This is a genomic window from Magnetococcus sp. PR-3, assembly GCF_036689865.1.
Classification (GTDB): domain Bacteria; phylum Pseudomonadota; class Magnetococcia; order Magnetococcales; family Magnetococcaceae; genus Magnetococcus.
In genome coordinates, this window is sequence record NZ_JBAHUQ010000031.1 from 61249 (window position 1) to 80955 (window position 19707).

Annotated in this window: 17 protein-coding genes; 11 read left to right on the plus strand and 6 right to left on the minus strand. The window is 54.9% G+C overall.

Features of this window, described 5'->3' with window-relative positions:
• Window positions 1-20 precede the first annotated feature (20 nt).
• From V5T57_RS16000 to V5T57_RS16015, 4 genes are all read left to right on the plus strand, one after another.
• Window positions 21-4310 carry a PilZ domain-containing protein gene (locus tag V5T57_RS16000; protein WP_332892253.1) on the plus strand — a complete coding sequence of 1430 codons (4290 nt, stop codon included), beginning with the start codon at window positions 21-23 and terminating at the stop codon, window positions 4308-4310.
• Between the two features lie 125 nt (window positions 4311-4435).
• Entirely contained in the window at window positions 4436-5578 is a 1143-nt protein-coding gene (locus V5T57_RS16005; RefSeq protein WP_332892254.1) for a hypothetical protein, read from the plus strand.
• A 2-nt stretch (window positions 5579-5580) separates the two neighbouring features.
• Window positions 5581-6045, plus strand: coding sequence for a hypothetical protein (locus V5T57_RS16010; RefSeq protein WP_332892255.1), 465 nt, complete (start codon window positions 5581-5583; stop codon window positions 6043-6045).
• Entirely contained in the window at window positions 6042-7745 is a 1704-nt protein-coding gene (locus V5T57_RS16015) for a tetratricopeptide repeat protein (protein ID WP_332892256.1), read from the plus strand. The genes V5T57_RS16010 and V5T57_RS16015 overlap by 4 nt, the downstream gene beginning before the upstream one ends.
• 6 nt (window positions 7746-7751) lie before the next feature.
• Here V5T57_RS16015 and V5T57_RS16020 read toward each other — a convergent pair whose 3' ends face one another.
• Complete coding sequence (locus tag V5T57_RS16020; RefSeq protein WP_332892257.1) at window positions 7752-7922, minus strand: hypothetical protein; 171 nt, start codon at window positions 7920-7922, stop codon at window positions 7752-7754.
• Window positions 7923-8091: 169 nt separating this feature from the next.
• Window positions 8092-8808, minus strand: a complete 717-nt coding sequence (locus tag V5T57_RS16025) for a hypothetical protein (RefSeq protein ID WP_332892258.1) — start codon at window positions 8806-8808, stop codon at window positions 8092-8094.
• A 222-nt stretch (window positions 8809-9030) separates the two neighbouring features.
• Between V5T57_RS16025 and V5T57_RS16030 the strand changes: the two genes are divergently transcribed.
• Entirely contained in the window at window positions 9031-10890 is a 1860-nt protein-coding gene (locus V5T57_RS16030) for an MASE3 domain-containing protein (protein ID WP_332892259.1), read from the plus strand.
• A 4-nt stretch (window positions 10891-10894) separates the two neighbouring features.
• Here the strand turns inward: V5T57_RS16030 and mamZ are convergent, their stop codons facing one another.
• The 3 genes from mamZ to mamD form a co-directional block, all read right to left on the minus strand.
• Window positions 10895-12823 (minus strand): magnetosome biogenesis transporter MamZ, encoded by a 1929-nt coding sequence (mamZ, locus tag V5T57_RS16035; protein ID WP_332892260.1) that lies wholly within the window; start codon window positions 12821-12823, stop codon window positions 10895-10897.
• 3 nt (window positions 12824-12826) lie between these two features.
• Complete coding sequence (locus tag V5T57_RS16040) at window positions 12827-13870, minus strand: magnetochrome domain-containing protein (RefSeq protein ID WP_332892261.1); 1044 nt, start codon at window positions 13868-13870, stop codon at window positions 12827-12829.
• Window positions 13871-14100: 230 nt separating this feature from the next.
• On the minus strand, window positions 14101-15183 hold the full coding sequence (gene mamD, locus V5T57_RS16045) for a magnetosome protein MamD (protein WP_332892262.1): 1083 nt from the start codon (window positions 15181-15183) through the stop codon (window positions 14101-14103).
• A gap of 425 nt (window positions 15184-15608) precedes the next feature.
• Here mamD and V5T57_RS16050 point away from each other — a divergent pair, with 425 nt between their 5' ends.
• Together V5T57_RS16050 and V5T57_RS16055 are read left to right on the plus strand one after the other, a co-directional pair.
• On the plus strand, window positions 15609-15926 hold the full coding sequence (locus V5T57_RS16050; RefSeq protein WP_332892263.1) for a hypothetical protein: 318 nt from the start codon (window positions 15609-15611) through the stop codon (window positions 15924-15926).
• 114 nt (window positions 15927-16040) lie between these two features.
• Complete coding sequence (locus tag V5T57_RS16055; RefSeq protein ID WP_332892264.1) at window positions 16041-16811, plus strand: tetratricopeptide repeat protein; 771 nt, start codon at window positions 16041-16043, stop codon at window positions 16809-16811.
• Window positions 16812-16893: 82 nt separating this feature from the next.
• On the opposite strand, the gene V5T57_RS16060 is transcribed toward V5T57_RS16055, so the two are convergent.
• Window positions 16894-17238 carry a magnetosome magnetite crystal formation protein family gene (locus tag V5T57_RS16060; protein ID WP_332892265.1) on the minus strand — a complete coding sequence of 115 codons (345 nt, stop codon included), beginning with the start codon at window positions 17236-17238 and terminating at the stop codon, window positions 16894-16896.
• A gap of 285 nt (window positions 17239-17523) precedes the next feature.
• On the opposite strand from V5T57_RS16060, the gene V5T57_RS16065 reads away from it, so the two are divergent.
• The 4 genes from V5T57_RS16065 to V5T57_RS16080 all read left to right on the plus strand — a co-directional run bounded on the left by V5T57_RS16065 (window position 17524) and on the right by V5T57_RS16080 (window position 19524).
• Complete coding sequence (locus V5T57_RS16065; protein WP_332892266.1) at window positions 17524-17916, plus strand: hypothetical protein; 393 nt, start codon at window positions 17524-17526, stop codon at window positions 17914-17916.
• 237 nt (window positions 17917-18153) lie between these two features.
• Window positions 18154-18591: a bacteriohemerythrin gene (locus tag V5T57_RS16070; RefSeq protein ID WP_332892267.1), complete on the plus strand. Its 438-nt coding sequence runs from the start codon at window positions 18154-18156 to the stop codon at window positions 18589-18591.
• Window positions 18592-18786: 195 nt separating this feature from the next.
• A complete protein-coding gene (locus V5T57_RS16075; protein WP_332892268.1) occupies window positions 18787-19095 on the plus strand; it encodes an STAS domain-containing protein in 309 nt (102 codons plus the stop codon).
• A gap of 3 nt (window positions 19096-19098) precedes the next feature.
• Entirely contained in the window at window positions 19099-19524 is a 426-nt protein-coding gene (locus V5T57_RS16080) for a hemerythrin domain-containing protein (RefSeq protein WP_332892269.1), read from the plus strand.
• The last annotated feature ends 183 nt before the right edge of the window (window positions 19525-19707 follow it).

Consider the following 19707-nt stretch of genomic DNA (forward strand, 5'->3'; position numbering starts at 1 on the left):
AGGGCTGTTAGGATTGCGTTTTGAGTGAGCCGAACCAAAAGAAACTGACCATTTTAGGCCAGTATGGTCAGCTGGTGGTACGCCTTTTCGACGGTGTGACAGAAGTTGATGCCCCCATTCGCCTTCTCACCACCACCAGTGGCTATGAGCGTCTCAGTGATGAAGAGAGCGAGGCGTTTTTTCAGATGGTCTCTCCGCAACTGCTGAAGGATCTCACCGACACCATCCGCGCCCTGCGTCACCATCTTCTGCAGGAGTGGGCCAACCACAGTAGCGACCGCCACGACGCCGGACCCTTTGCCCAAGCCTACCACAACTTTGAAAATGCGGTACGTCAGAACGATGAAGATGCGTTGGCAGACAACCCCTTCTATGATCTGGCTAAGCTGATCTATCGCCTGCATCTACAGGCCCTGCAGAATAACTTTCAGCAACTTCTGGTCAGCAGTGAGGGCGCCCCGGATTTCGAGATGCCGGTGGTGCGCAGTTTTAAACAGATCTGGAGCAAGGGGTTAACCCCGGAACCGCTGTGGCGCAAGTTGTGGCACTCCGTCCGCCGTATGATCATCACCAGTAAAACCTTGCTGGCCATGGCGCTGTTTATCTTCTCCACCTTTACCACCTCTCGCGGCGTTAACGAACTTCTGCAGATGTCCATGGTGGAGGAGCTGTTCGGTAGCCTGTTTGCCGGACAGGAGGGGGAGATCCCACGGGCTATGGTCTCCTGGGGCAGCGGGGTGCTGCTGTCATCGGCCATTCTTGATTATAAAAACCGTATCTTTATGGGGATGGCCGAAACCGGCAAGGTGTTTAAAGGCATCTTTTTGACCATGCGCCGCAATCCCCGTTGGTTTGTGCTGGCCTTTTTTCTTACCTTTGTCTCCATCTTTACCAACTATGACGGCATTGTTACCCTGCTCTCTAAACATGGGGATCTGGCCAAACAGGCGGAGCAGATTCAGCAGCGGGTGGAATTGGCGTTGGGGCAGCGGGCATTGGCCAACCCGGACAACCCGCAATCCCTCAATGGTCTGCTGCGCTCTCTGGAGCAGACCGCAGCGGCGGCCATCGATACCTTTCATCGAATTCCTGAAGATGAAATCTCCGGGGTTGCCTCCAGCCGGGACCCCCGGAAAGGGCCGCGCTACTGGGCCAAGCATTTCATCGTCTTTGGGGGCTTCTCCGAAGGGGTAAACGATATCCCCACAGTGTTCCGTAACTCCACCGCTGGGCGGCAGGTCAACCAGATTTTGCTGGAGTCCGGCGTGGATATGACCCAGCCGGTGGATCAGCGCATCAAGGATCTGTTGGCGCTCTATCGGGATCATTTTATCCATACAGAGCGTCAGGTTACACAGAAGCTGGCCGCCCTTAAGGCGTTGATGACCCTGGATCAGTACACCCCTATTGAGCTGCAGCGCATTTTGGCGCTAGAACACTACAAGGTCAACCAGCGGGTGGCGGAGATCATCAAGCTGGTGGAGGAGAACAAGACCGTCTATGACGAGGTGGCTTCAGATCTGAACCTGCTCATGGCAGAGCGGGTGGCGTTGCTACAGTTGGTAGATAAGTATGGTAAGGCCATCAACACCACCTACAATGTGGCGGTCAATGTGGATGTGCCGGAGATCACCTCCATTGAAGCGTTGAAATCCGGCTCCATTCCGGTGGCCACCCATAAATCCCTGGCAGAGCTTAAAGGGTTCCTGACCGAGAAATATGGCATCGCCATGGGGGGCTTGATCCTGACGGCGATTCTCTATTTTGCCATCAGCATCGATATGGCGGACCTGATGTTCTTTATGAATTTCAGTGCCTACCTCGGGCGCAGGGATAAGCTTCAGCTTAATCAGAGGAAAGAGCGGCTGGATCAGTGGGAGAAAGATCTCATTGGCAGACTTGTGCTGTTCTACCAGGGGGGGCAGGTGGGTGCCATCCTCAACTGGTTGCCCACCGCCTCCAGTATCATCATCCGCTATGGACTGTTTAAACACGCCATGCGGGAACAGCCTCAGCTACGTCCTGAGCGGAAACGGCATGTTTTTACTGCCCTTAGGCTCTGGTTTGTGGGGCTGTTTCACACCGCACGCCACCCCCATGTCAACATTCTCAACGCCTGGTTCTACTATGCTCAGAAGACTCAAGCTGGGGATAAGACGATGGCCCAGAATCTTTTTCTGGCCTTCTATCCTGGGATCTCTTTAGGACAGGGGGTACCCAAACAGGGCTTTGCCCATCTGGAGAAGATTGCCAGAACTGGTATCTCCCAGAATCAGGAGCAGTTTGCCCTGGAGGCCAAACAGGCGGTGGAGGGGCCCCAGGAGTGCCAAGGTCCCAATTGGCGCGTTCTACTGCGCCGTGAGACTGATGGGGATTTCAGACGTTTGGAGTCCACCCTGGCCAAGCTGCAGCAGACCACCGATGAGGAGGGGAACAGCATCGCCGGGGCTGGTGTGGGCAACCGTCCCAGTAGCCTCTGGCAGCTCATCCAGGCAATTTTGCGTCAACTGCGCTGCCTGTGGCGCAGCCTGTTCTTGAGTAATTTTGCCCCCCCCATTGAGCAGTTCTCCATGGACTACACGGTGTGGCTGAAGGATCTGGAACAGAACCTGGTGGACTCCCGTAAGATTAACGAGGCGGTCAGCCATACGGTGCCCCTGGCCGAGCGGGTGGTGATGGAGTTGCCAGTATTCCATGCCACCACCTTGCTGCCGTTACAGAACCAGATTGAACAGAGTCAGGAGGATTGGGTTCTACCCTACCGGGCTCTGATTAACTACTTCCGCCCTATGCTTCATGATCTTGAGGTGGAGGCGATGCGGCTGCTGGGCTTTCACTCCCGCGCTGAAAAACTCTCCATTGAGGATCCCTGGTTGGATCAGCCCGATGAGGGCATTATTAAGCTGATGTATGACGTCTCCGAGGACTCCTTTCCCATCCTGGATAAGTTTGAGTTTTTGACCGGGCAGATCAAGGAGGCCCAGGAGAGTATTGAGCTGATTGGTCAACGGGTGACCCGGCAGAAGGGGCTTATTCAAGATATTCGCGAGAGTGAACAGCGTTTCTCTCATCTGACCATGCGGGTGCGCATGCGCAGCTATGGTCAACCCATGACTGGGCATCAGCAGGCGACCAATCTTATTGAGCGGGTCAAGCATGAGATGCAGCTTATGCTCGATACAGCCGAAGAGTTGGTTGACGGCGGTCAGGTGCCCACTGAGGCGTCTCTGACCAGTCTGCAGCAGATCCACGACCATATGAAAGAGGTAGAGATGCGCATTGATGGGGGCGATCCATCCTCGCTGGATGAGGTGTTCAACAACCCCAATTATTTGATTCCCGACGATCTCTTTCCAGATGAAGCCCCAGTCGCTGGGGAAACTGTGGAGCATCCCCCCCTTAACGACTGGGGGGAGCCTCAACCCATGAGCGACCCGCAGCCATTTGCCGGGCAGCATGGTCAACTGGAGCCCTTTGCTACCACCGGCCAGGGGATAGATGCAGCGCCTCAGCATCCCGGTCAGTCATCGCAGCAGGCCCCGATTCCGACGCAGCACGTGCCATCGCAGCAGGCCCCGGTTCAGCCGATTCCGACGCAGCATGTGCCATCGCAGCAGGCCCCGGTTCAGCCGATTCCGACGCAGCATGTGCCATCGCAGCAGGCCCCGTCGCAACAGGGGTTTGCACCGCTGTCGCCTGGGCAGTTGCCTACTGGTCACTATCCCAGCCCCCAGCCCCCAGCCGAGGTGATTCCAGCCCCCCTGGCACCACAACAGCCGCCCCCTGAGCCAGCAGCACCGGTGGTGCGGCGCTCCCGCTATGCGGAAAACCGCTGGCCTCAGCAGCAGCCGGCACAGCGTGTCCAGCCTACACCGTCCGACACCATGGCCATGCCCCAGGTGCGGACCTCAGTGGCCAGTCCCGCCCTGCCCGGTGCCCAGGTGCCACCAGCGGAACCGCCGCCCTTGGTGGTTGAACTGTCCAAGACCCGGCGTCGGGGCGAGCGGGTGCAGCACGCCTCCAAGGTGGAGTTTGTGAATGAAAATGGCTGGATCTACCGGGGTTTGACCGAAGATATCAGTGTCACCGGTGTACGGGTGATGATGAAAGATCCCCTAGATGGCATTCACAGCGGCGAAACCGGCGCTTTTTTCCTCATGGAACATTCCAATGAGCGCGGTTTTCCCTGTCAGATCGTACGGGTGGATGGCGGTCAGTTGGTGTTGAACATTACCGGTGACCTCTCCCGCTACAGCCTGTTGGTGATGCAGGGAGCCTTCTCCCATTTCAATTTCTCCAATAGGGGCTAGCGCTAGGCTATGATTATTCTTTGGCCCCTAATGTGCTTGCTCTACTGTGTCAGAAGCAAAGCATTTTAAGAGGTTGGATCTGTGGATCCAGGGTGAAAAACCTGCTGTCGGAATAGGGTGTTCCCATGCAACAAGAATACAAATCTGAAGAGAAAGCCCAGCTTAATGAAGCCCTCACCCGCTGGGTGGAGCAGGAGGGTGGGGCGTGGTTTCAGAACGTGAGCAGAGAACTGACCCGTACCTATGACGAAATCGCTCAGGTCCGTGCCATTCCTGTGGATGTCAGCGGCGTTCTGAATGTGTTAGACAGCTGCCAAAAGCTGGTTGTCAGCCGTATCTGTTCAGCTATCACCGAAAGTCTGGATCTGCAGCAGGCCCCTTCAGCGGAACAGCCGGTTATCCGTAAATCCCCAGCCCCCGCTGCCAAGCCTCCGCCACCCGCGCCCCAGCCGGAACCAGCCCCCCCCAGAGCAGCCCCAGCGGCCCCAGCGGCCTCTGGAATGGTGCCGGTCTCCCACCCCCCTCAGCAGGAAGCCCCCCCCAGTGAGGATCTGTTTCCTCAGGTGGCCCAGCAGAACTTGGCGGTTCGACGCTCCTCCCGCGCCCAGTGGAGTAACCCGGTAGATTCCAAAAAGATGGTGCGCGAACCCAGACCCGATCAACCCGCGGCCCCCCAGCAGGCCGCAGCCCCCCAGCAGGCCGCAGCCCCCCAGCAGGCCGCAGCCCCCCAGCAGGCCGCGCACCCCGTCCAGCAGCAGCCGCTCCATAGGCCTCCTGCCGGGCAACCAGGATCTCAGCCAGAACCCACAGCCCAGGCCGCTGCCGGGCAGTCGCAGTTGGGGGCGGAAGAGCTGGCTATGGTGGAGATGCTCAACGGGGTGGCCGCACGTCTGCAGACCCTCTCCGGGCATGCCCAGGGACAGGCGTTGATCCACGGAATGAATAACTTGATTCAGAGCATGAGCCAACCCGGATGCCTGAACAGTCCCACCCTGCGTCAGCAGTTTATGGATATGGCTGTAGCCTTGGCCGATGCCGATGCCCATGGACTGTTGCAACAGGCGGGACTCTCCGGTGTGGAGCGTGCATTTGATCAGATGGCGCAATTTTTTCAAAGCGCGCCACCACCACCACCACCAGCCCAGCCCGCGCCCCAAGTCGATGGACGCGCCCCTGTGCTGGCCCAGGAAACGGGCGCTGGTGCCGGTGAGCAACCCTTTGCGCAAAATCTACAGAGCCACTTTAACCGTCAAGGACGCCGGGGATAACCATGTCTCAACCCACCATACGTCGATCCTCGGTCTACCGCGTGGCATCCCAAAATAAGCCACGTAAAATCCGTTATCAAAACCGCCATGAAGTGTGGGTGGAAAAGGCGGGGCAGGCACTGCTGGATCATAAACAGAAGAATATTTTTGATCAGATCGCTTTTGTTGAGTTGGATGAACAGGATACGCCAGAGCCTGTTCAAAAGGTCTCAGAGAGCGAACTGGTCCAGGAGATCCTGCCCCCCGAAGAGCCCCAGGTTGAAAGCCGTGATACCATGACCGTAGCAGTGGCCGGGCGCGATGGCATGAAGCTGGACCTCAGCGCCTTTCGCGATATTCGCGACTACGATAAAACCGTGGGACGGATTCTTGATGCCATGGCTGCCCACTTGATCTCCCGGGAAGAGGCAACCCACCTCTGCTGGCAGCTTAATCGTATGCGTCAAGCACAGTTGGAGAGCGCGTGAAACCCATGTCCATCAGCGCCGCCCGCCTGCCTTTTATCCTGCTGCTCATGCTGTGGCTGCCTCTGGCTGAGGCGGCGACCAATGCCAAGGAGAGCGGGGGGGGTGAGGAGAAACTGCAACAGACCCTGGATCTACAGATTCGCCAATCCTGGTCACGGCTCAATCAAGTGGCTCTAGGTAGCAGTACCCGCTCCGAGGCCTATCTACATGCCCTGCAGACTCTGATTCAGCTCTATATGGATGCTGAGATGAAAAATCAGGCTGAGCCGTTGATCCAGCAGGGGTTAGATATTCTCAATCGTCTCAATGGGCCTAATCATTATCGTACGCTGAAGATGCGCATTCTCATGGGTAAAGTGGACTATGCCAAGGGGCGTTATGAACGGGTCTCCGGTGCCCTGAACAGTGTATTGCAGGTTAATCGCTCGAAAAAGGTGCTTACGCGTCGTCAGATCAAGGAGGCGGAACTCTACCTCTACCTCGCCCGTCTGGGGCTGGCCCGTGAGTTAGCCAATAAAAAGGGCAAACTGGCCCGCGCCGATCAACTGCTGTTGGTATTGATTCCCAACTTTGAAAAGCTGCTGGGAACCAAAGCTCCTGAGTTTCTCGATACTGTGCGTTTGCGTGCCGAGGTGATGTTAAAACGACGCCGCTATGGTGATGCGGAGTTGCTGCTGGAACAGTGGCTGACCTTCGCCAAAAAATCCAACGATGTGAGCATGGATGAGCGGGTCCAGGTCTATCGCCTGTTTGCCGTGCTAAATGGCGAACGCCGTCAAAGTGATAAGGCGATCAAGTGGATTGACCGCGCCCATGGTGAACTGTCTAAGATTAAAGGGAAAAGAGCTTGGCAAACCCGTGTGGAGGTGATGGCCGCCCGTCACGCACTCTACCTCAGTAAGGGGCTGGTTAAGGAGAGCATGGCCATCTTGGAAAAGATGAGCGCTATGGTGGGAACCTCGCTGGGGCACCATAGCCTCAAGCATGCCCGTTTTGTTATAGGTGTCGCCGGGGTTCTGGACTATCTGAATATGGGCGATTCTGCCGCCAAGCTAAGGGAGAGTGCCGAGCAGATGGGGCAGCGTATTTTCAGTGGCGAGCCCAAATTGCAGTTCCATTGGTGGAGTTCCCTGGCCAAGGAGAAGCCCTCTACCAAACGCATCGGCAACGATGTGGCTATGGTGGTGCGTTATATGGATGGTTTGATCCTTCGTCTCTATCAGCAGTCAGAGAGCGTGATGCTGTGGCGTACCAAATATCAACAGAAGGATCCCCAGTGGGCTCCCAGCCAACCTCGTGAAATTAGCGTTAAAGAGCTGGTTTCTGTTAAGAAGCCGGAGAAAAAAAACGTCATCCAGAAGGTTAAGAGTCTGTTGAGCAACAAGGGGGAGGCCGATAAAAAAACGAGCCGCTACCCTGGTAATGGTGGTGCGGTAGGTTTTGATCCTCCTGAGCAGAGCAGCGGTTACCATGTATCTATGGGCTGCTTTTCCAGCAAATCCTTCCCTCTTAAGATCCTGCGTAAGGGGTCGAGGGAAGGGCTGAGTGTTTACATGCGCAGACTCAAGCGTTCCAATGGTGGCATGCTCTACTGTGCCGTGGCAGGACCCTATGCCAAACGACCCGGCGCCGTGCAGGCCATGGAAGCCATTGATGCCCTGCATCTGAGTAAGGATCGTGCCATCGTCTTCTATAAATAGGCAGGATTACAGTTGGGGGCGCTTGGGACGGAAACGGGTGAAGGCAAGAAAACGGGCAAACACAAATTTGAAGGCCAAACCGATCAAAGCAGAGATGCCGATTACTTTGAGGGCCTTGATCAAAAGACGCCGTCGCTCCGGATTAACCGGTTTTTGATGGGATGAGTCAACAGGCATAAAGCGATTTTAATCCAGAGAGGTCAAGAAACCGAAATAGGGTAGCATCACGCCTGTAACATGCTGTGAAAGCGTGGGTAAGCATTGGGTGAAATCGGGGCAGAAAAGAGGGCCTTCCTTATGCAAGGGAGGCCCTCTTTGTATCCATCTATGCTGGGCAGTCGGGGCTTTAAGCAGGATTGGGCTGCGCCTCTTCCTGGGCTGCTGAGGCTTCGGCTTCTTCAGGTCCGGTCTCCAGATCCGCCTCATCTTCGGCCTTATCGCGTTTCATATAGTTGTAGACGCCGATGCCCACCGCAGCCGTAACCACACCACCCAGAGCTATCGTACCCCAGACCCCAAGGCCTAGTCCTAAACCCAGCCCCCAGCCGCTGCCCGTCCAGATGCTACCCCCTGTGGCCGCTTGGGTGGCCGCAGCCGCTCCGGTGGCCACCTTGGTGGTGGCAGCCGTCCCGGTGGTGGTGGCCGCCGGTTTGGTCATGGCCACCGTTTGGGCTTTGGCCAAACCGGCCGCCTTGGGTGTGGCCGCTTTGGCCACCGCCTTGGGGGCGGTGGTAATCTTGGCCTCGCCCCCGGTTAGAGTGACACCGTTGTTGGTGCCCTCCATCAAGGTGCCGTTGGCCTCAAAAGATTTCAACGTAGTGCTCTTGCCGCCAGCCATGGTGGTGGCGGTGCCCGCACCCTCAATCTCCACAATGGGATTGGCACCAGGGGGCAGCCCCTGAAACTCAGCACCGTTGAGCATGACCTTCCCCTTAAGAATAATCGGGTCGGTGGCATCCAGTGGCGTCAGCTTCACTTTGCCCGCCCCCAGATCCTGTACCGTAAACTGCTTACCAGTCAATTTGGAGAGTTGTCCCTGTCCAATTAGCTCAGTCGTTGGCATATCAGTGGCCTCCCGCCCCGTGGTATGGCGATAAATGGGAATGGTTATCGTGCTCAATTATGCGAAATATCAACATCTTATAGACAATAACAGGGCTGAGGTCAGGATGCAACGCTGCAATTGTCTGTAAGGATTTCTTGCAAAAGATGCACCGATTGGCATGCAGCCCAGGGTGTAAATGTGTATGCTATAGATGTTGTCTCATCTGTAGTAGGGGGGGCCATGTCCAGACTATTCAGATATCTTGGTGTTGATCGTACCACCACCATGGTGGAGCTGATCTGGCAGTTTCGCAAGCGGCTGGCGCTTATTCTGCTCATCTGTCTGCTGCTCTTCTATATCTCCATAGATCATTATCTTGTATTTCATATGTTTGTGGAGCTGTTTGCCGTTGGGGTGGCGGTGGGGCTGTTCATCATCGTGTTGCAGACCTACCCCTTTTCCGGCAACAGCTTCATGCTGTTTCTGGGGATTGGCTATTTCTGGGTGGGGGGGCTGGATTTTGCCCATACACTGCTCTATAAAGGCATGCCCACAGCCCATGATCATGGCAACATGGCCACCCAGTTGTGGGTGGTAACCCGTTTGCTTGAAGCGGTGATACTGCTGGCCGCACCCTACTTCATCAGTAAAACCATCTTTTTAAAACGTACCTTCTTGCTGTTTGGAGGGCTGTCAGCCGCACTGTTCTTTGCCATCAGTCAGGGGCTGTTCCCCGATGCCTTTGTGGCGGGAGAGGGGCTGACCCTGTTCAAGGTGATGATGGAGTATCAGATCATCCTGATCCTGTTGCTGGCCATTCTCCATCTGCATAGCAAACGACACTTGATGGATGCCCATATCCTGCACTTCACCATGCTGGCTATTCTGGCCACCATGATGGCGGAACTCGCCTTTACCATCTATCAGGATCTCTATGGGGTGTTCAATCGGGTAGGGCACCTGTTTAAACTGGTTTCGTTCTGGCTGCTGTTTATCGCCATGATTGACACCATGTTAACCCGCCCCTTTAAGTGTCTCTCCCGTGCCCATGGGAGTTTTGATGCCATCCCCATCGCTACCGTGCTGGTCAACCCCAAGGGACGGATTCTTAACGCCAACCGGGTGGCCCATGACGAGCGCGGACGCCTGCGGGGCGAACTGGTAGGACGGGACAGCCATAAGGAGTTCCACCCCGCCCATCTGGAGCCAGATAACTGCCCCCTGTGCACCGCCCAACGCACCGTCACCGAACTGCTGGGCAAAGAGATAATGAATGGGGATCGGTGGATTGAGTATTCGGTCACGCCGCTGGTTAGTTCCAGCTATGGTGAAACCACCATTCTGGTCTGCAACAACATCACCGAGCAGAAGCGCCTGCAGGAGTCCCTGCAACAGTCCAACGAGGCGCTGGATCACTACGCCAAGACCATCGCCAAGCAGCTGCAGGAGCCCGTAGAGGCGATGCACAAGCATTCCAAAATCCTTACAGAACATCTGCAGCAGCGTCAGGATTGGGCGGATCAGGAGCATCTGCATGCCATGTTGGACAACATTTCTGAGCAGCGGGAGTTATTGAGAGACTTGCTGGTGTTCAGTCAGGTGGGGCAGAAGCGCTGCCAAAAGCGCCATGTGAACTGCAATATCATCATCAAAGAGGTGATGCAGGTGTTGACCAAGAACCTTGCCGAACATAAGGCGGTGTTAGACATCGGCCCCCTGCCCATGGTATGGGCCGATCCTGAAGAGGTACACCATCTGTTCTACCATCTCATCGAAAGCACCCTAGCAGCGATGGAGGGGTATGCACCGGAGTTTCGTCTCTCTGCCACCATTGAGATGGAAGAGCCCCAACGCATCTGCCGTTTCCTCTTTCATGAGCGCCACAGCGAGTGGGATAAAGGGTGTCAGAAACGTCTTCTGGAGCTGTTTTTAGCCTTGCAGAGGGATGAACCTGGCAGCGGTGTAGGGGTGGGGTTGGCGCTTTGCAAACGCATTGTGGAACAGCAGGGGGGGAAGATTGTCACCAGCTCTGATCTGGAACATGGGGTGACCGTCGCCTTCACCCTGCCCATCAAGGAGGGAGGGATGATGGAGGCGTAACAGATCAGGAGGGCAACACCTTATGACGTGTACGTTGCAGGTCTGAGGTGCCTTGGCGACGTTGCCACGCCTGATGCAGACGATACCCCAGCAGCACCGCCACCAGGGAGGCGTAGGCATAGGCCTCGCCATTCTCATGGGTGGCGGCAAAGATAAAGTGCAGTGCCACCAAAATATTCACCGCATAGGTCAGCTTGTGCAGCTTCTTCCACTGCTTGCCTCCCATCTTGCGGATGATCTGGTTGTGGGATGTGGCCGACAGTAGCACCATCATCAAAAAGGCCACCACGCCCAGCAGTACAAAGGAGCGTTTGGCCACATCATCCAGAATTTCATGCCAGTTAAATACCCACTCTAGCCATACATAAGTCAATACATGCAGTAGGGCGTAGAAAAAGGCATAGAGACCGATCATGCGTGAATACTGGGCCAGTTTTTTCACCCCCGTGATCTCATAGATGGGGCGTATGGCCAGGGAGAAGAGCAGAAAGTTAAAGGCCCAATCCCCCAAATAGCGGTTGATGAACCCCACCGGCATCTGTCCCACCGAGTTACCCGGCACATAGCCACTCATCAGCACCCGCCCCACCAGCCAGATCAGTGGCAGCAGGGAGGCCATAAAGATCATCGGTTTCAGATCAAGTTGGCGCTTACGTTTTTTGGTCTGTATCTCATGCTCAGCACTCTCATCGAAGCCATTGCGGATCAACCACACCGCATAGAGCATGAACAGCAGGTTGCCGGTGCCCATGAGCACAAAGGGAGAGCTTGGTCCCACCGCGTCAAAATAGTAACCACCACTCTGCACCAGCAGCACCAGTCCGATACCACCAGTGAGAAAAAACAGCCCCTGCAGCGGTCCCAGAATATCCTTGGGGGCCAGATCGTTGGCCAGTACCTTGGGGGCGATGAGTGCCCCCCCACTACCCATGCCGATGATGACCAGGGGGAGCAGTACAATCCACTGGAAGGGGTTGACGACCAAGGCCAACATGACAAAGCCCAGCCCTGACAGCGCCAGAGCTGCACCCAGTGCTGCAACCCGGCTGTGACGTTCCATAAAGCGGACCCATACTGGAATGGAGAGCAGGGTAGAGATCCCCACCACCCCCATCAAGGCAGCGGCATGGGCGGTGGCATAGAGGCGCGTCTCCCCCACCACATCAGCCATGGAATTGAGCCACAGGGAGAGAAACAGGCTCACCACAATCATGTCCGCACGGGTGTAGAAGGAGGCAGCAAAGCAGAGCTGCATGCGCGAATCCCCTGTCACCAGCTCCCAGATGCGGTCATAGGGGCGCTCTTTCAACTCGGTGCCCGGCCCGCTGCTGCGTCGTAGATTGTAGCGGGTCAGGAGCGCTCCGGTCAGACCGATCAAAACTGGCAGCCCCAGCACCACATTGACGGTGCCGGTGTCATGGGGCATCTGCATAATGATGCTGTAGAGAATGGTGGAGCCCAGCACCATCATCATGATCACCCCCAGCATTAGCTTAGGTTTGTGATCATGTACCGAGACATCTCCCATCCAGGTGGTGGTCTCCAGCTGCACGGTGTTGGTGCCGATGGATATCAGGGTGCGCATGAGATAGTAAAAGGCCAATCCCCCCACCCCCATGGCCAGTTGCAGACGGCCACTCCAGGGGGCCAGCAGAGAGCCGACCAAAATGAATAAAAACCCAAAAAAGATCAGCTGTGCCCGGCCACTACGGCCATAGCGGAAACCGGTATAGGCGACGATAAACAGGCTGATCATCTCGGTGACCACCGTCAGGTGGGCGTTGATGGTGCCCGCTTTTTCAAAGGGGATCTTTAGTACCTCATCCAGAAACAGAGGCTGCATACCCACCGCCAGAGCGATGGCCAGGGTGCTCATCACCGACAGCAGATAGAGGGTGTGTTCAGTACGGAAACGATGGGGGAGGGAGATCATGGGCTACTCCTCATCCATTTCTTCACCGTCGGCCCAGATCCAGGCACCCACCAGGTGGTTGTTACGAATCATACAGAACTCACCGTTCACAGAGAGGGTTCCGGCATAGCGTAGACTGCCAGGGGCGACCCCCATCTCTTTATAGGCTGTACCTTTCACAAAGGTGCCGGGCATGGGCATGCACCCCTCCTCACGCAGAAACCAGCTGGGGGCTACATTGATCCACTGGGGGGTGTTGATGTTGTCATGCACCAGAATATGCAGATTCTCCCGCCCTGAACGTGGGGTCTTGTCCACCACCCGCAGCACTTTGCCCTGAAAACGCAGTGGCCTGAAACGCTCGTGCCACTCGGGATCCATAAAAGCAGTATCCGTAGATTGGGGCAGGGGGGGCAGGGGGCCGTTCCAGGCGACAGTTAGCGCTTGTGCTCCCCCTGGATTGGGCTTGGCCATCTTACCTGCTGCCCCGTTGGCCGGGGTTAAGATATGGCAACTGGTGCAGACCCGTTTGCTGCGCCCATCGTTGTGGGTGGCCGGTGCAGGCTGGCCCTGGCGGATGGGCGGGGTGGCCTGTTTGCGGCCCTGCTGCAGCATCTGTAGCTGGCTGGGCTCCAGAACCGCATGGCAACTGGAGCAGACCCGTTTATCACGGCCACCCTTATGGTTGGCTGGGGCCGGTTCACCACGGGCGATGGGGGGAACCCCGTTCTGGGCTGATGTTCCAGCCGTTTTGGCAAACTGGTGGCAGCTTGAGCAGACCCGTTTGTCGCGGCCATCATTATGGGTGGCTGGGGCTGGCGCGCCACGGGCGATGGGGGGCGTGCCCCCGCCTGCCAACTTACCACCCTTTTTCTTGATGATCTCATGACAGCTGGAACAGACCATCTTCTCCCGTCCATCCCGGTGGGGAGCGGGCATGCCTGCGGCAACCGGCGGGGCCTGATCATAGGCGTGATCTTCCCACGGATCATCCCGCACCACGGAGAGCAGGAAAAAAGCCAAGCTGAAGACAATCGCTACAGCCATGATCCATTCAGCAACTTTCATACGTAAAACAGATCCGTGGTTAACCAGAGGTCGGCATGTAATTGAGGATAGGCCCTAGAGTTGGGGCTGTACCCCAAATCAACGCTTAAGAATACGCTACTCTGAGAGGGATAAAAAGCATTGGTTCCCAATCGAGGATAAAAAGGGCAAAAGGATGGACATTTGGCTTGCCCACTAAAAAAGGGCCATGCATAAGTATGGCCCTTTTAAAACCTAGTAAACAGAGCTGGTTAAGCTGGGGCTGCTGCTTCAGCAGCTTCGGGCTCCTCAGGGGCGTCCTCCACCACTTCGGCCTCAGCCGCGACAGGCTCTTCGGCTGCCACGGCCTCAACAACCTCGGCCTCTTCAGCCACGGCACCTTCATCGGCGGCCAGTTCACCTTCCAGCGCAGCCTCAGCCGCCTCGGCTTCCGCTTGCTTCTCTTTATACTTTTTGTAGGCCAGCCAGCTGCCGTAGCCGGACCCCACCAGCGCTGCACCCAACAAAACCGGACCTGCAGCACCCAGCCCCAGACCCAGACCCAGACTCATGCCGCCACCGTTCCAGATGGTGCCGGAAACCGCCGTGCCGGTTGCTGCCGTGGCCGTTGCGGGATCAAGGGGGGCCTGCATGGCCACAGTCTGCATCTTGGGCATGGTCATTTCAGGAGCAGGAGGAACCTGATCGGTACCCGCCACGGTAACAGATGCCGCTTCGCCGCTGGGCTTAAACAGCAGCCAGTTGCCTGCGGTGTTGCCGGTGGCCATGGGGGCCTTGGTAATGGTGTAGCTCTTGCCGCTCATGCCGCCCAAGTCCATGGCATTGGCATCCTGAATTTTCAGACCAACCGATGTCTGACTGCCAGCAGGGTTGAAATAGATCATGCCGTTGTTGGCGTTGACCATGTTGGGCGCTGGTACAATGGTGACCTTTTTGCCGATATATTTGGAGACCTGCATCGCTTGACGCTTGCCCTCCACCTGAACCAGGGTGGCCGGATCGGTCATCTGGGTGGCACTGACGGCTGTGGCGTTTTTAACCGGTGTCATCACCAGAAATTTGCTGGTCTTACCTGCCACCAGAGTGGGGGAGGGGTCGATAAAAACATTTTTACCGGCCAGATTGTTGGCCGCGGCCATCTGACGAGCCCCTTCGATCTTCAAGGTGATGGGGGCGGAGGTGCCGGTGTTGACCGGGGTTAGAGTGATCCACTTGGTCACCCCCATAGCACCGGTGCTACTGGGTACAACGGTGTAGGTGTTGCCAGCCATTGTGGCCACCTTGGCCATCTGCTTAGCCCCTTCGATTTTCAACATCGTCGGCTCGGTGATCATGCCCAAATCCTTATTATATTGATCTGTTTAAGCGATGGTTGCGCTGCGTGCAGAAGGTTGTTGTTCTTCTTGATCGCGATCGCAGGCCGTGGATTCTTAATACTACCAACCGTTAAAAGGCTGTATGGATCCATTGATCATCTGGCACACTATACACGTTTGTATGCCGGGTTGAACATTTTTTTTTGCAGGGATGTTTTGGATAGGCGCTTGATACTATTGAGACTGTTTCTCATTTTTTTTTACGCATTAACCGCATCCGTATGTGATGCGACGTTTGATTTTTAGGTGTAACCCTGTGTATCGTGTTTACACCATTGCGTATATCACGTCATGGTTGTGGGTATCTTTTTAGAAGTTTAATGCAGGGTTTCATGCTCAGCGGCACAGGGTGGATTGGGCATTCATGTTTAGGGGAGTTTACCATGCCAGTTAATGAGATGATGGCCAAGCTGCAAGCCGGGGAAACCTTTATAGCACCAGCACCGGGTACCGTGGAGTTTGTTGCCGCCCCCCAGGCGGCTCCTGTGGCCAAAGTTGCCGCAGCCAAAGGAGCCGGGGCCGCCATGGTGCCTGCCGCAGCTACCACCACGGCGGCTGGTGCGCAATCCATGCCGGTGGCGCTGCTGTCTGGCAAAGTGTTGGGCTTCTCCTTGGGGGCGGTCAATCCCTGGTTGCTGTTGGGCGTTGGCGCGCTGGGTGGCTACTATTACTGCAAAAAAAAGCGTTTCTCCTTTTTCTGAGTAGAGCCTAGGGCGTTGTGGGGCTGGTTGAGCGCTTGCACTGTTGGTGTAGCTGTTGGTCCTTAACATGCATGCCTCGTGGGTGGCGAACGATTATCCACCAGGAGAAGTACCATGTTGGAGCAAAAGTTGGACCCAGCCATGATGGAGAGATCCACTCCTACCATGGCTTTTAATCCCCCTAACGATGACAACCACCCCCAATGGGATGCGACCGCTATGGGCGATCAATCCCACCACGGCCATGAGCCGGGTATGCTGGATCAGGCGGACCAGGCTGTGGATCGGGTGATCGACCGTCTGGAACGGCTGTTGGGTTTTGTGGAGCGGGTTGATCTTCAAAACGAACCGTCTATCCCTGTTATGCCAGCAGCGGCAGCACTCCAGACGATGGCTGATTCCCAGACCACCGAGAAGGTTCATCCCCAGGCCCGATCCTATGGGCTGGATGCCGTCAAACGTCGCGCCTATGATGAAGCTATCGACGCTTTGGGCCATGTGTGGCACAAGGGTGGCGATCGGGATGGCGAGCTGGCCCTGAATCTGGGCTTTGCGCTGTTGAAGAAAGGGCGTATGGAAGAGGCGGCGCGGGTGTTGTCTATCCCCTTCCAGAAACAGCCGGAAGATCCCGCGTTGGCGACTCTGCTGGGCAAGGCATTGCTGTTCCAGAGCCGTTATGAGGATGCCGCCAAAGTAATGGTACCTGCAGCCCTTAAGCACGACAGCCGTTTTAATCTGCACTTCTACCTGGGGTTGGCCTTTGCTAAGTTAGAGCGTTTTGCTGATGCCCAGCGGGCGTGGCAGATTGCCGCCAAGATCCGGCCTGAAGATCGCGATACCCAGGGGTTTCTGGAAAAGGTGGAGATGGAGCTTGCTGCGGATTGATAAAGCGTCATCTACGCAAAAAAAAAAGATCCTGCACCGATCATGGGGCAGGATCTTTTTTTTATGGTGTGCTGGGTAACAATCAGATCTTACAGGCCAGATTGTAGACCACTGGGATACGCCAGGATTTTCCCAGAATCACCGAGATAATGCCCATGATGGAGAGCATCACGCTGACCCAGATGGAGAGCATCAGCACCAAAGCGCCGATGCCGGGCAGCACGGTGCTAAATGAGCCAAGGATGTAGACAAAGAAGATCACAAACCCTTGACGGGCGTGAAACTGCACATAGTCATGATCCTTGAAAAAGATCAGCGGGATCAGGCAGAGAAAACCCATATAGCTCAGCATGGCCCAGATTCGGTCACTAAGGCTGCGGCCACTGGTGTACTGGCTGACATTTTCCTGAATTTTATCAAAAAACATGATGGTAATATCCACATTCATCAAGGTTGAAGGGGCGGCGGGGGCAGCTTGCCCTTACGGTTTCGCCCGGACAGGTGTAAAATAGCATACTCGTTAGATCGGTTCAGGCGTAAATCTGTCGTGGTCTTGTTTTTTTCATGGCGAGGATCTTTTGCAAGCTTGAAAGAGATCTGTTGGACCGTCCAGGTTTTGTTGATACCCCTGGTCGATGCATTCCCAGGTATGTGAAGGTTTTTAATGAAAGGTAGTGGTCAGGGGGCGAGGCTCCTGCTGCTGTGGTGAGAAATGACCGTTCTGTTTACCGATGTGCATGGCGATGGTGTGTGGCTGCAGTATGACTGGTATGAGTTTAAAACCGCGCCGTGGATGGGGCGTCGCTACGGCATCGAGCAGCTGAGCGATTTTAAAATTTTAAAGCGGGGAGATCGTGAGACCCCCACACGCGGGGTGTTGCAAGGGGCAGGGTTTGGTCTGCTTGGGGTGTTGGCCGCCGGTCCACTGGGTATGCTGATGGGGCTGCTGTTCGGTTATGAGCGAGGACGCCATACCGCCATGGTGCGGGTAAGGCTAACCTTTGATGATGGGAAATGGTTTAGCGGCAATGTCAGCCGTGACGCCTTGAAACGGATGCTGGAAGATCACACAGCCCGCCTGCAGGAGTTGGAGGAGCAGGTTTGATGTATAATATTGGCTTTTAAATAGAAGGTTTCTTTTGTTGCATGGAACCTCCTGTCACAAGGGTGTGTGGAAGTCATGCGACCAATGTAGCTCAGTGGTTCCTGTGCAGGTTTTACCGTGGATTAAAGTTGAGTGTTTGATATGTAAGTCGTTTTTTTTTTGATTTTTTTGCCAAGTTTTGTGCTACAAGTAATAGACGAAATTGAGTCATTATAACTAGAACAATGAGTGCTAAATATGGGGCAGGCTGCAGCGATATCTTCATCAACCCGTTTATTGCAGTGGCATGATCGGTATGCCATCGGGATTGATGATGTTGATGAAGAGCATAAAAAGCTGCTGGCGATGATCAATGTGTTGCTGGTGGGGCTGCGCATGGAGGATCTTAATGGGGCCAATATGGCGCTCAATGAACTGCTTCTTTATACAAAATATCATTTTGAGCATGAAGAGCTGTTTTTGGAGAGAGAGGGGTACAGCAAGCTTGACTCTCACAAAAAGCTACATGGGGCTATGATCAAACAGATTATCGGGTTGAAGTTGGATTTTCGTGGCGATCTGAATGAAAAACTCTATGTTCAGACTGCAGGCACGCTACGTGCTTGGCTCTACGACCATATCCAGACCCATGATAAAGCCTATGCCAACGAGTTGAAGCGTTTGGGAAAATTATAGTCTATTAATCTCTCTGTCATATTTTGTTTCTAATTAGTGAGACCGGTTTAAGGGGTGGGCTGCTATAGTTGCAATAGGGGGGTGTAGTCGCATCGGTGGGCTGCTATAGTTGCAATAGGGGGGTGTAGTCGCATCAAGCGAGCGATGGTCTTCTGAGTGCCGTGCTTGTATGGATGTGATGAGAGGAGCGTTTGTATGGTCTTTGAGAATAATGTCGAGGTGCAGTTTGTGGGGGATATCGCACGCCTCATCGTTAAAGGTGGTTTAACATTCCACCACTCTGAACAGTTGCAGAAGTTGGCCAAGTCGTTTACGTCACAACGAAGGGTAGAGGTGGATCTGTCAGCTATTGATCTGTTGGACAGCACCAGTCTTGGTCTACTGTTGGTTTTTAAAAAGAGTCTTCCGAATCCTCAGATTTCCGTAAAATTGGTTGGTCTGAGTAATGAACTGAAACGAATGTTAAAGATTGCTGCATTCCAACAATTTTTTGAGTGGGAATAATCAATGCCAAATCTAGTTGACCTGCCTGAGAAGTATCGGTTGGGGCAGTTGGATATCGATGTGCAACATTCCGTGTTGTTCTCTTTGATCAATATCACGACAAATCAGCTGGATTCTGGGGGGTTGCAGTGTGAGTTGGTCGTCGAGTCGTTCAAAGAGTATGCACAGATGCATTTTGAGTATGAAGAGGGACGAATGATCGGCGAGAGCTATCCCGATCATGCCATGCATCTGCAGGAGCATGTTGCCTTTATAAACAAAGCTGCCGGTTTTGAGCAGGAGTTGAAACAGGCCCAAAGTCAAGAGGATCAGCGTGAGTTAGTCATGCATGTGTTGGAGTATCTTCAGGAGTGGCTGGAGCATCACATTGCTGAGATAGACCGCCAACTGTTTGGTTCTGCAAAGCACTATCATCCTCTTGATTATTAAGTTGAAGCTTCCAAATGTTCTGTTGGGAGCTTCATGGCGGTGATGCTGACCACCTAAATAGAGGTTGAGCTCTTCGAACCATTAGATTGCCTATCGAGTAGAACTTCTTTGCGAAACGAAAATGCCTAAAAAATAGGTGGAGAAGGTTTGCAAAGAGGTGGTGCTTGCTCAACCAAGTATCTA

What these genes read in the sequence shown, in the direction of transcription:
- V5T57_RS16005 (WP_332892254.1), top strand. Translation starts at nt 4,436, where the DNA reads ATGCAACAAGAATACAAATCTGAAGAGAAAGCCCAGCTTAATGAAGCC.
- V5T57_RS16010 (WP_332892255.1), top strand. Translation starts at nt 5,581, where the DNA reads ATGTCTCAACCCACCATACGTCGATCCTCGGTCTACCGCGTGGCATCC.
- V5T57_RS16020 (WP_332892257.1), bottom strand. Translation starts at nt 7,922, where the DNA reads ATGCCTGTTGACTCATCCCATCAAAAACCGGTTAATCCGGAGCGACGG.
- V5T57_RS16025 (WP_332892258.1), bottom strand. Translation starts at nt 8,808, where the DNA reads ATGCCAACGACTGAGCTAATTGGACAGGGACAACTCTCCAAATTGACT.
- V5T57_RS16030 (WP_332892259.1), top strand. Translation starts at nt 9,031, where the DNA reads ATGTCCAGACTATTCAGATATCTTGGTGTTGATCGTACCACCACCATG.
- mamZ (WP_332892260.1), bottom strand. Translation starts at nt 12,823, where the DNA reads ATGATCTCCCTCCCCCATCGTTTCCGTACTGAACACACCCTCTATCTG.
- V5T57_RS16040 (WP_332892261.1), bottom strand. Translation starts at nt 13,870, where the DNA reads ATGAAAGTTGCTGAATGGATCATGGCTGTAGCGATTGTCTTCAGCTTG.
- mamD (WP_332892262.1), bottom strand. Translation starts at nt 15,183, where the DNA reads ATGATCACCGAGCCGACGATGTTGAAAATCGAAGGGGCTAAGCAGATG.
- V5T57_RS16050 (WP_332892263.1), top strand. Translation starts at nt 15,609, where the DNA reads ATGCCAGTTAATGAGATGATGGCCAAGCTGCAAGCCGGGGAAACCTTT.
- V5T57_RS16055 (WP_332892264.1), top strand. Translation starts at nt 16,041, where the DNA reads ATGTTGGAGCAAAAGTTGGACCCAGCCATGATGGAGAGATCCACTCCT.
- V5T57_RS16060 (WP_332892265.1), bottom strand. Translation starts at nt 17,238, where the DNA reads ATGTTTTTTGATAAAATTCAGGAAAATGTCAGCCAGTACACCAGTGGC.
- V5T57_RS16065 (WP_332892266.1), top strand. Translation starts at nt 17,524, where the DNA reads ATGACCGTTCTGTTTACCGATGTGCATGGCGATGGTGTGTGGCTGCAG.
- V5T57_RS16070 (WP_332892267.1), top strand. Translation starts at nt 18,154, where the DNA reads ATGGGGCAGGCTGCAGCGATATCTTCATCAACCCGTTTATTGCAGTGG.
- V5T57_RS16075 (WP_332892268.1), top strand. Translation starts at nt 18,787, where the DNA reads ATGGTCTTTGAGAATAATGTCGAGGTGCAGTTTGTGGGGGATATCGCA.
- V5T57_RS16080 (WP_332892269.1), top strand. Translation starts at nt 19,099, where the DNA reads ATGCCAAATCTAGTTGACCTGCCTGAGAAGTATCGGTTGGGGCAGTTG.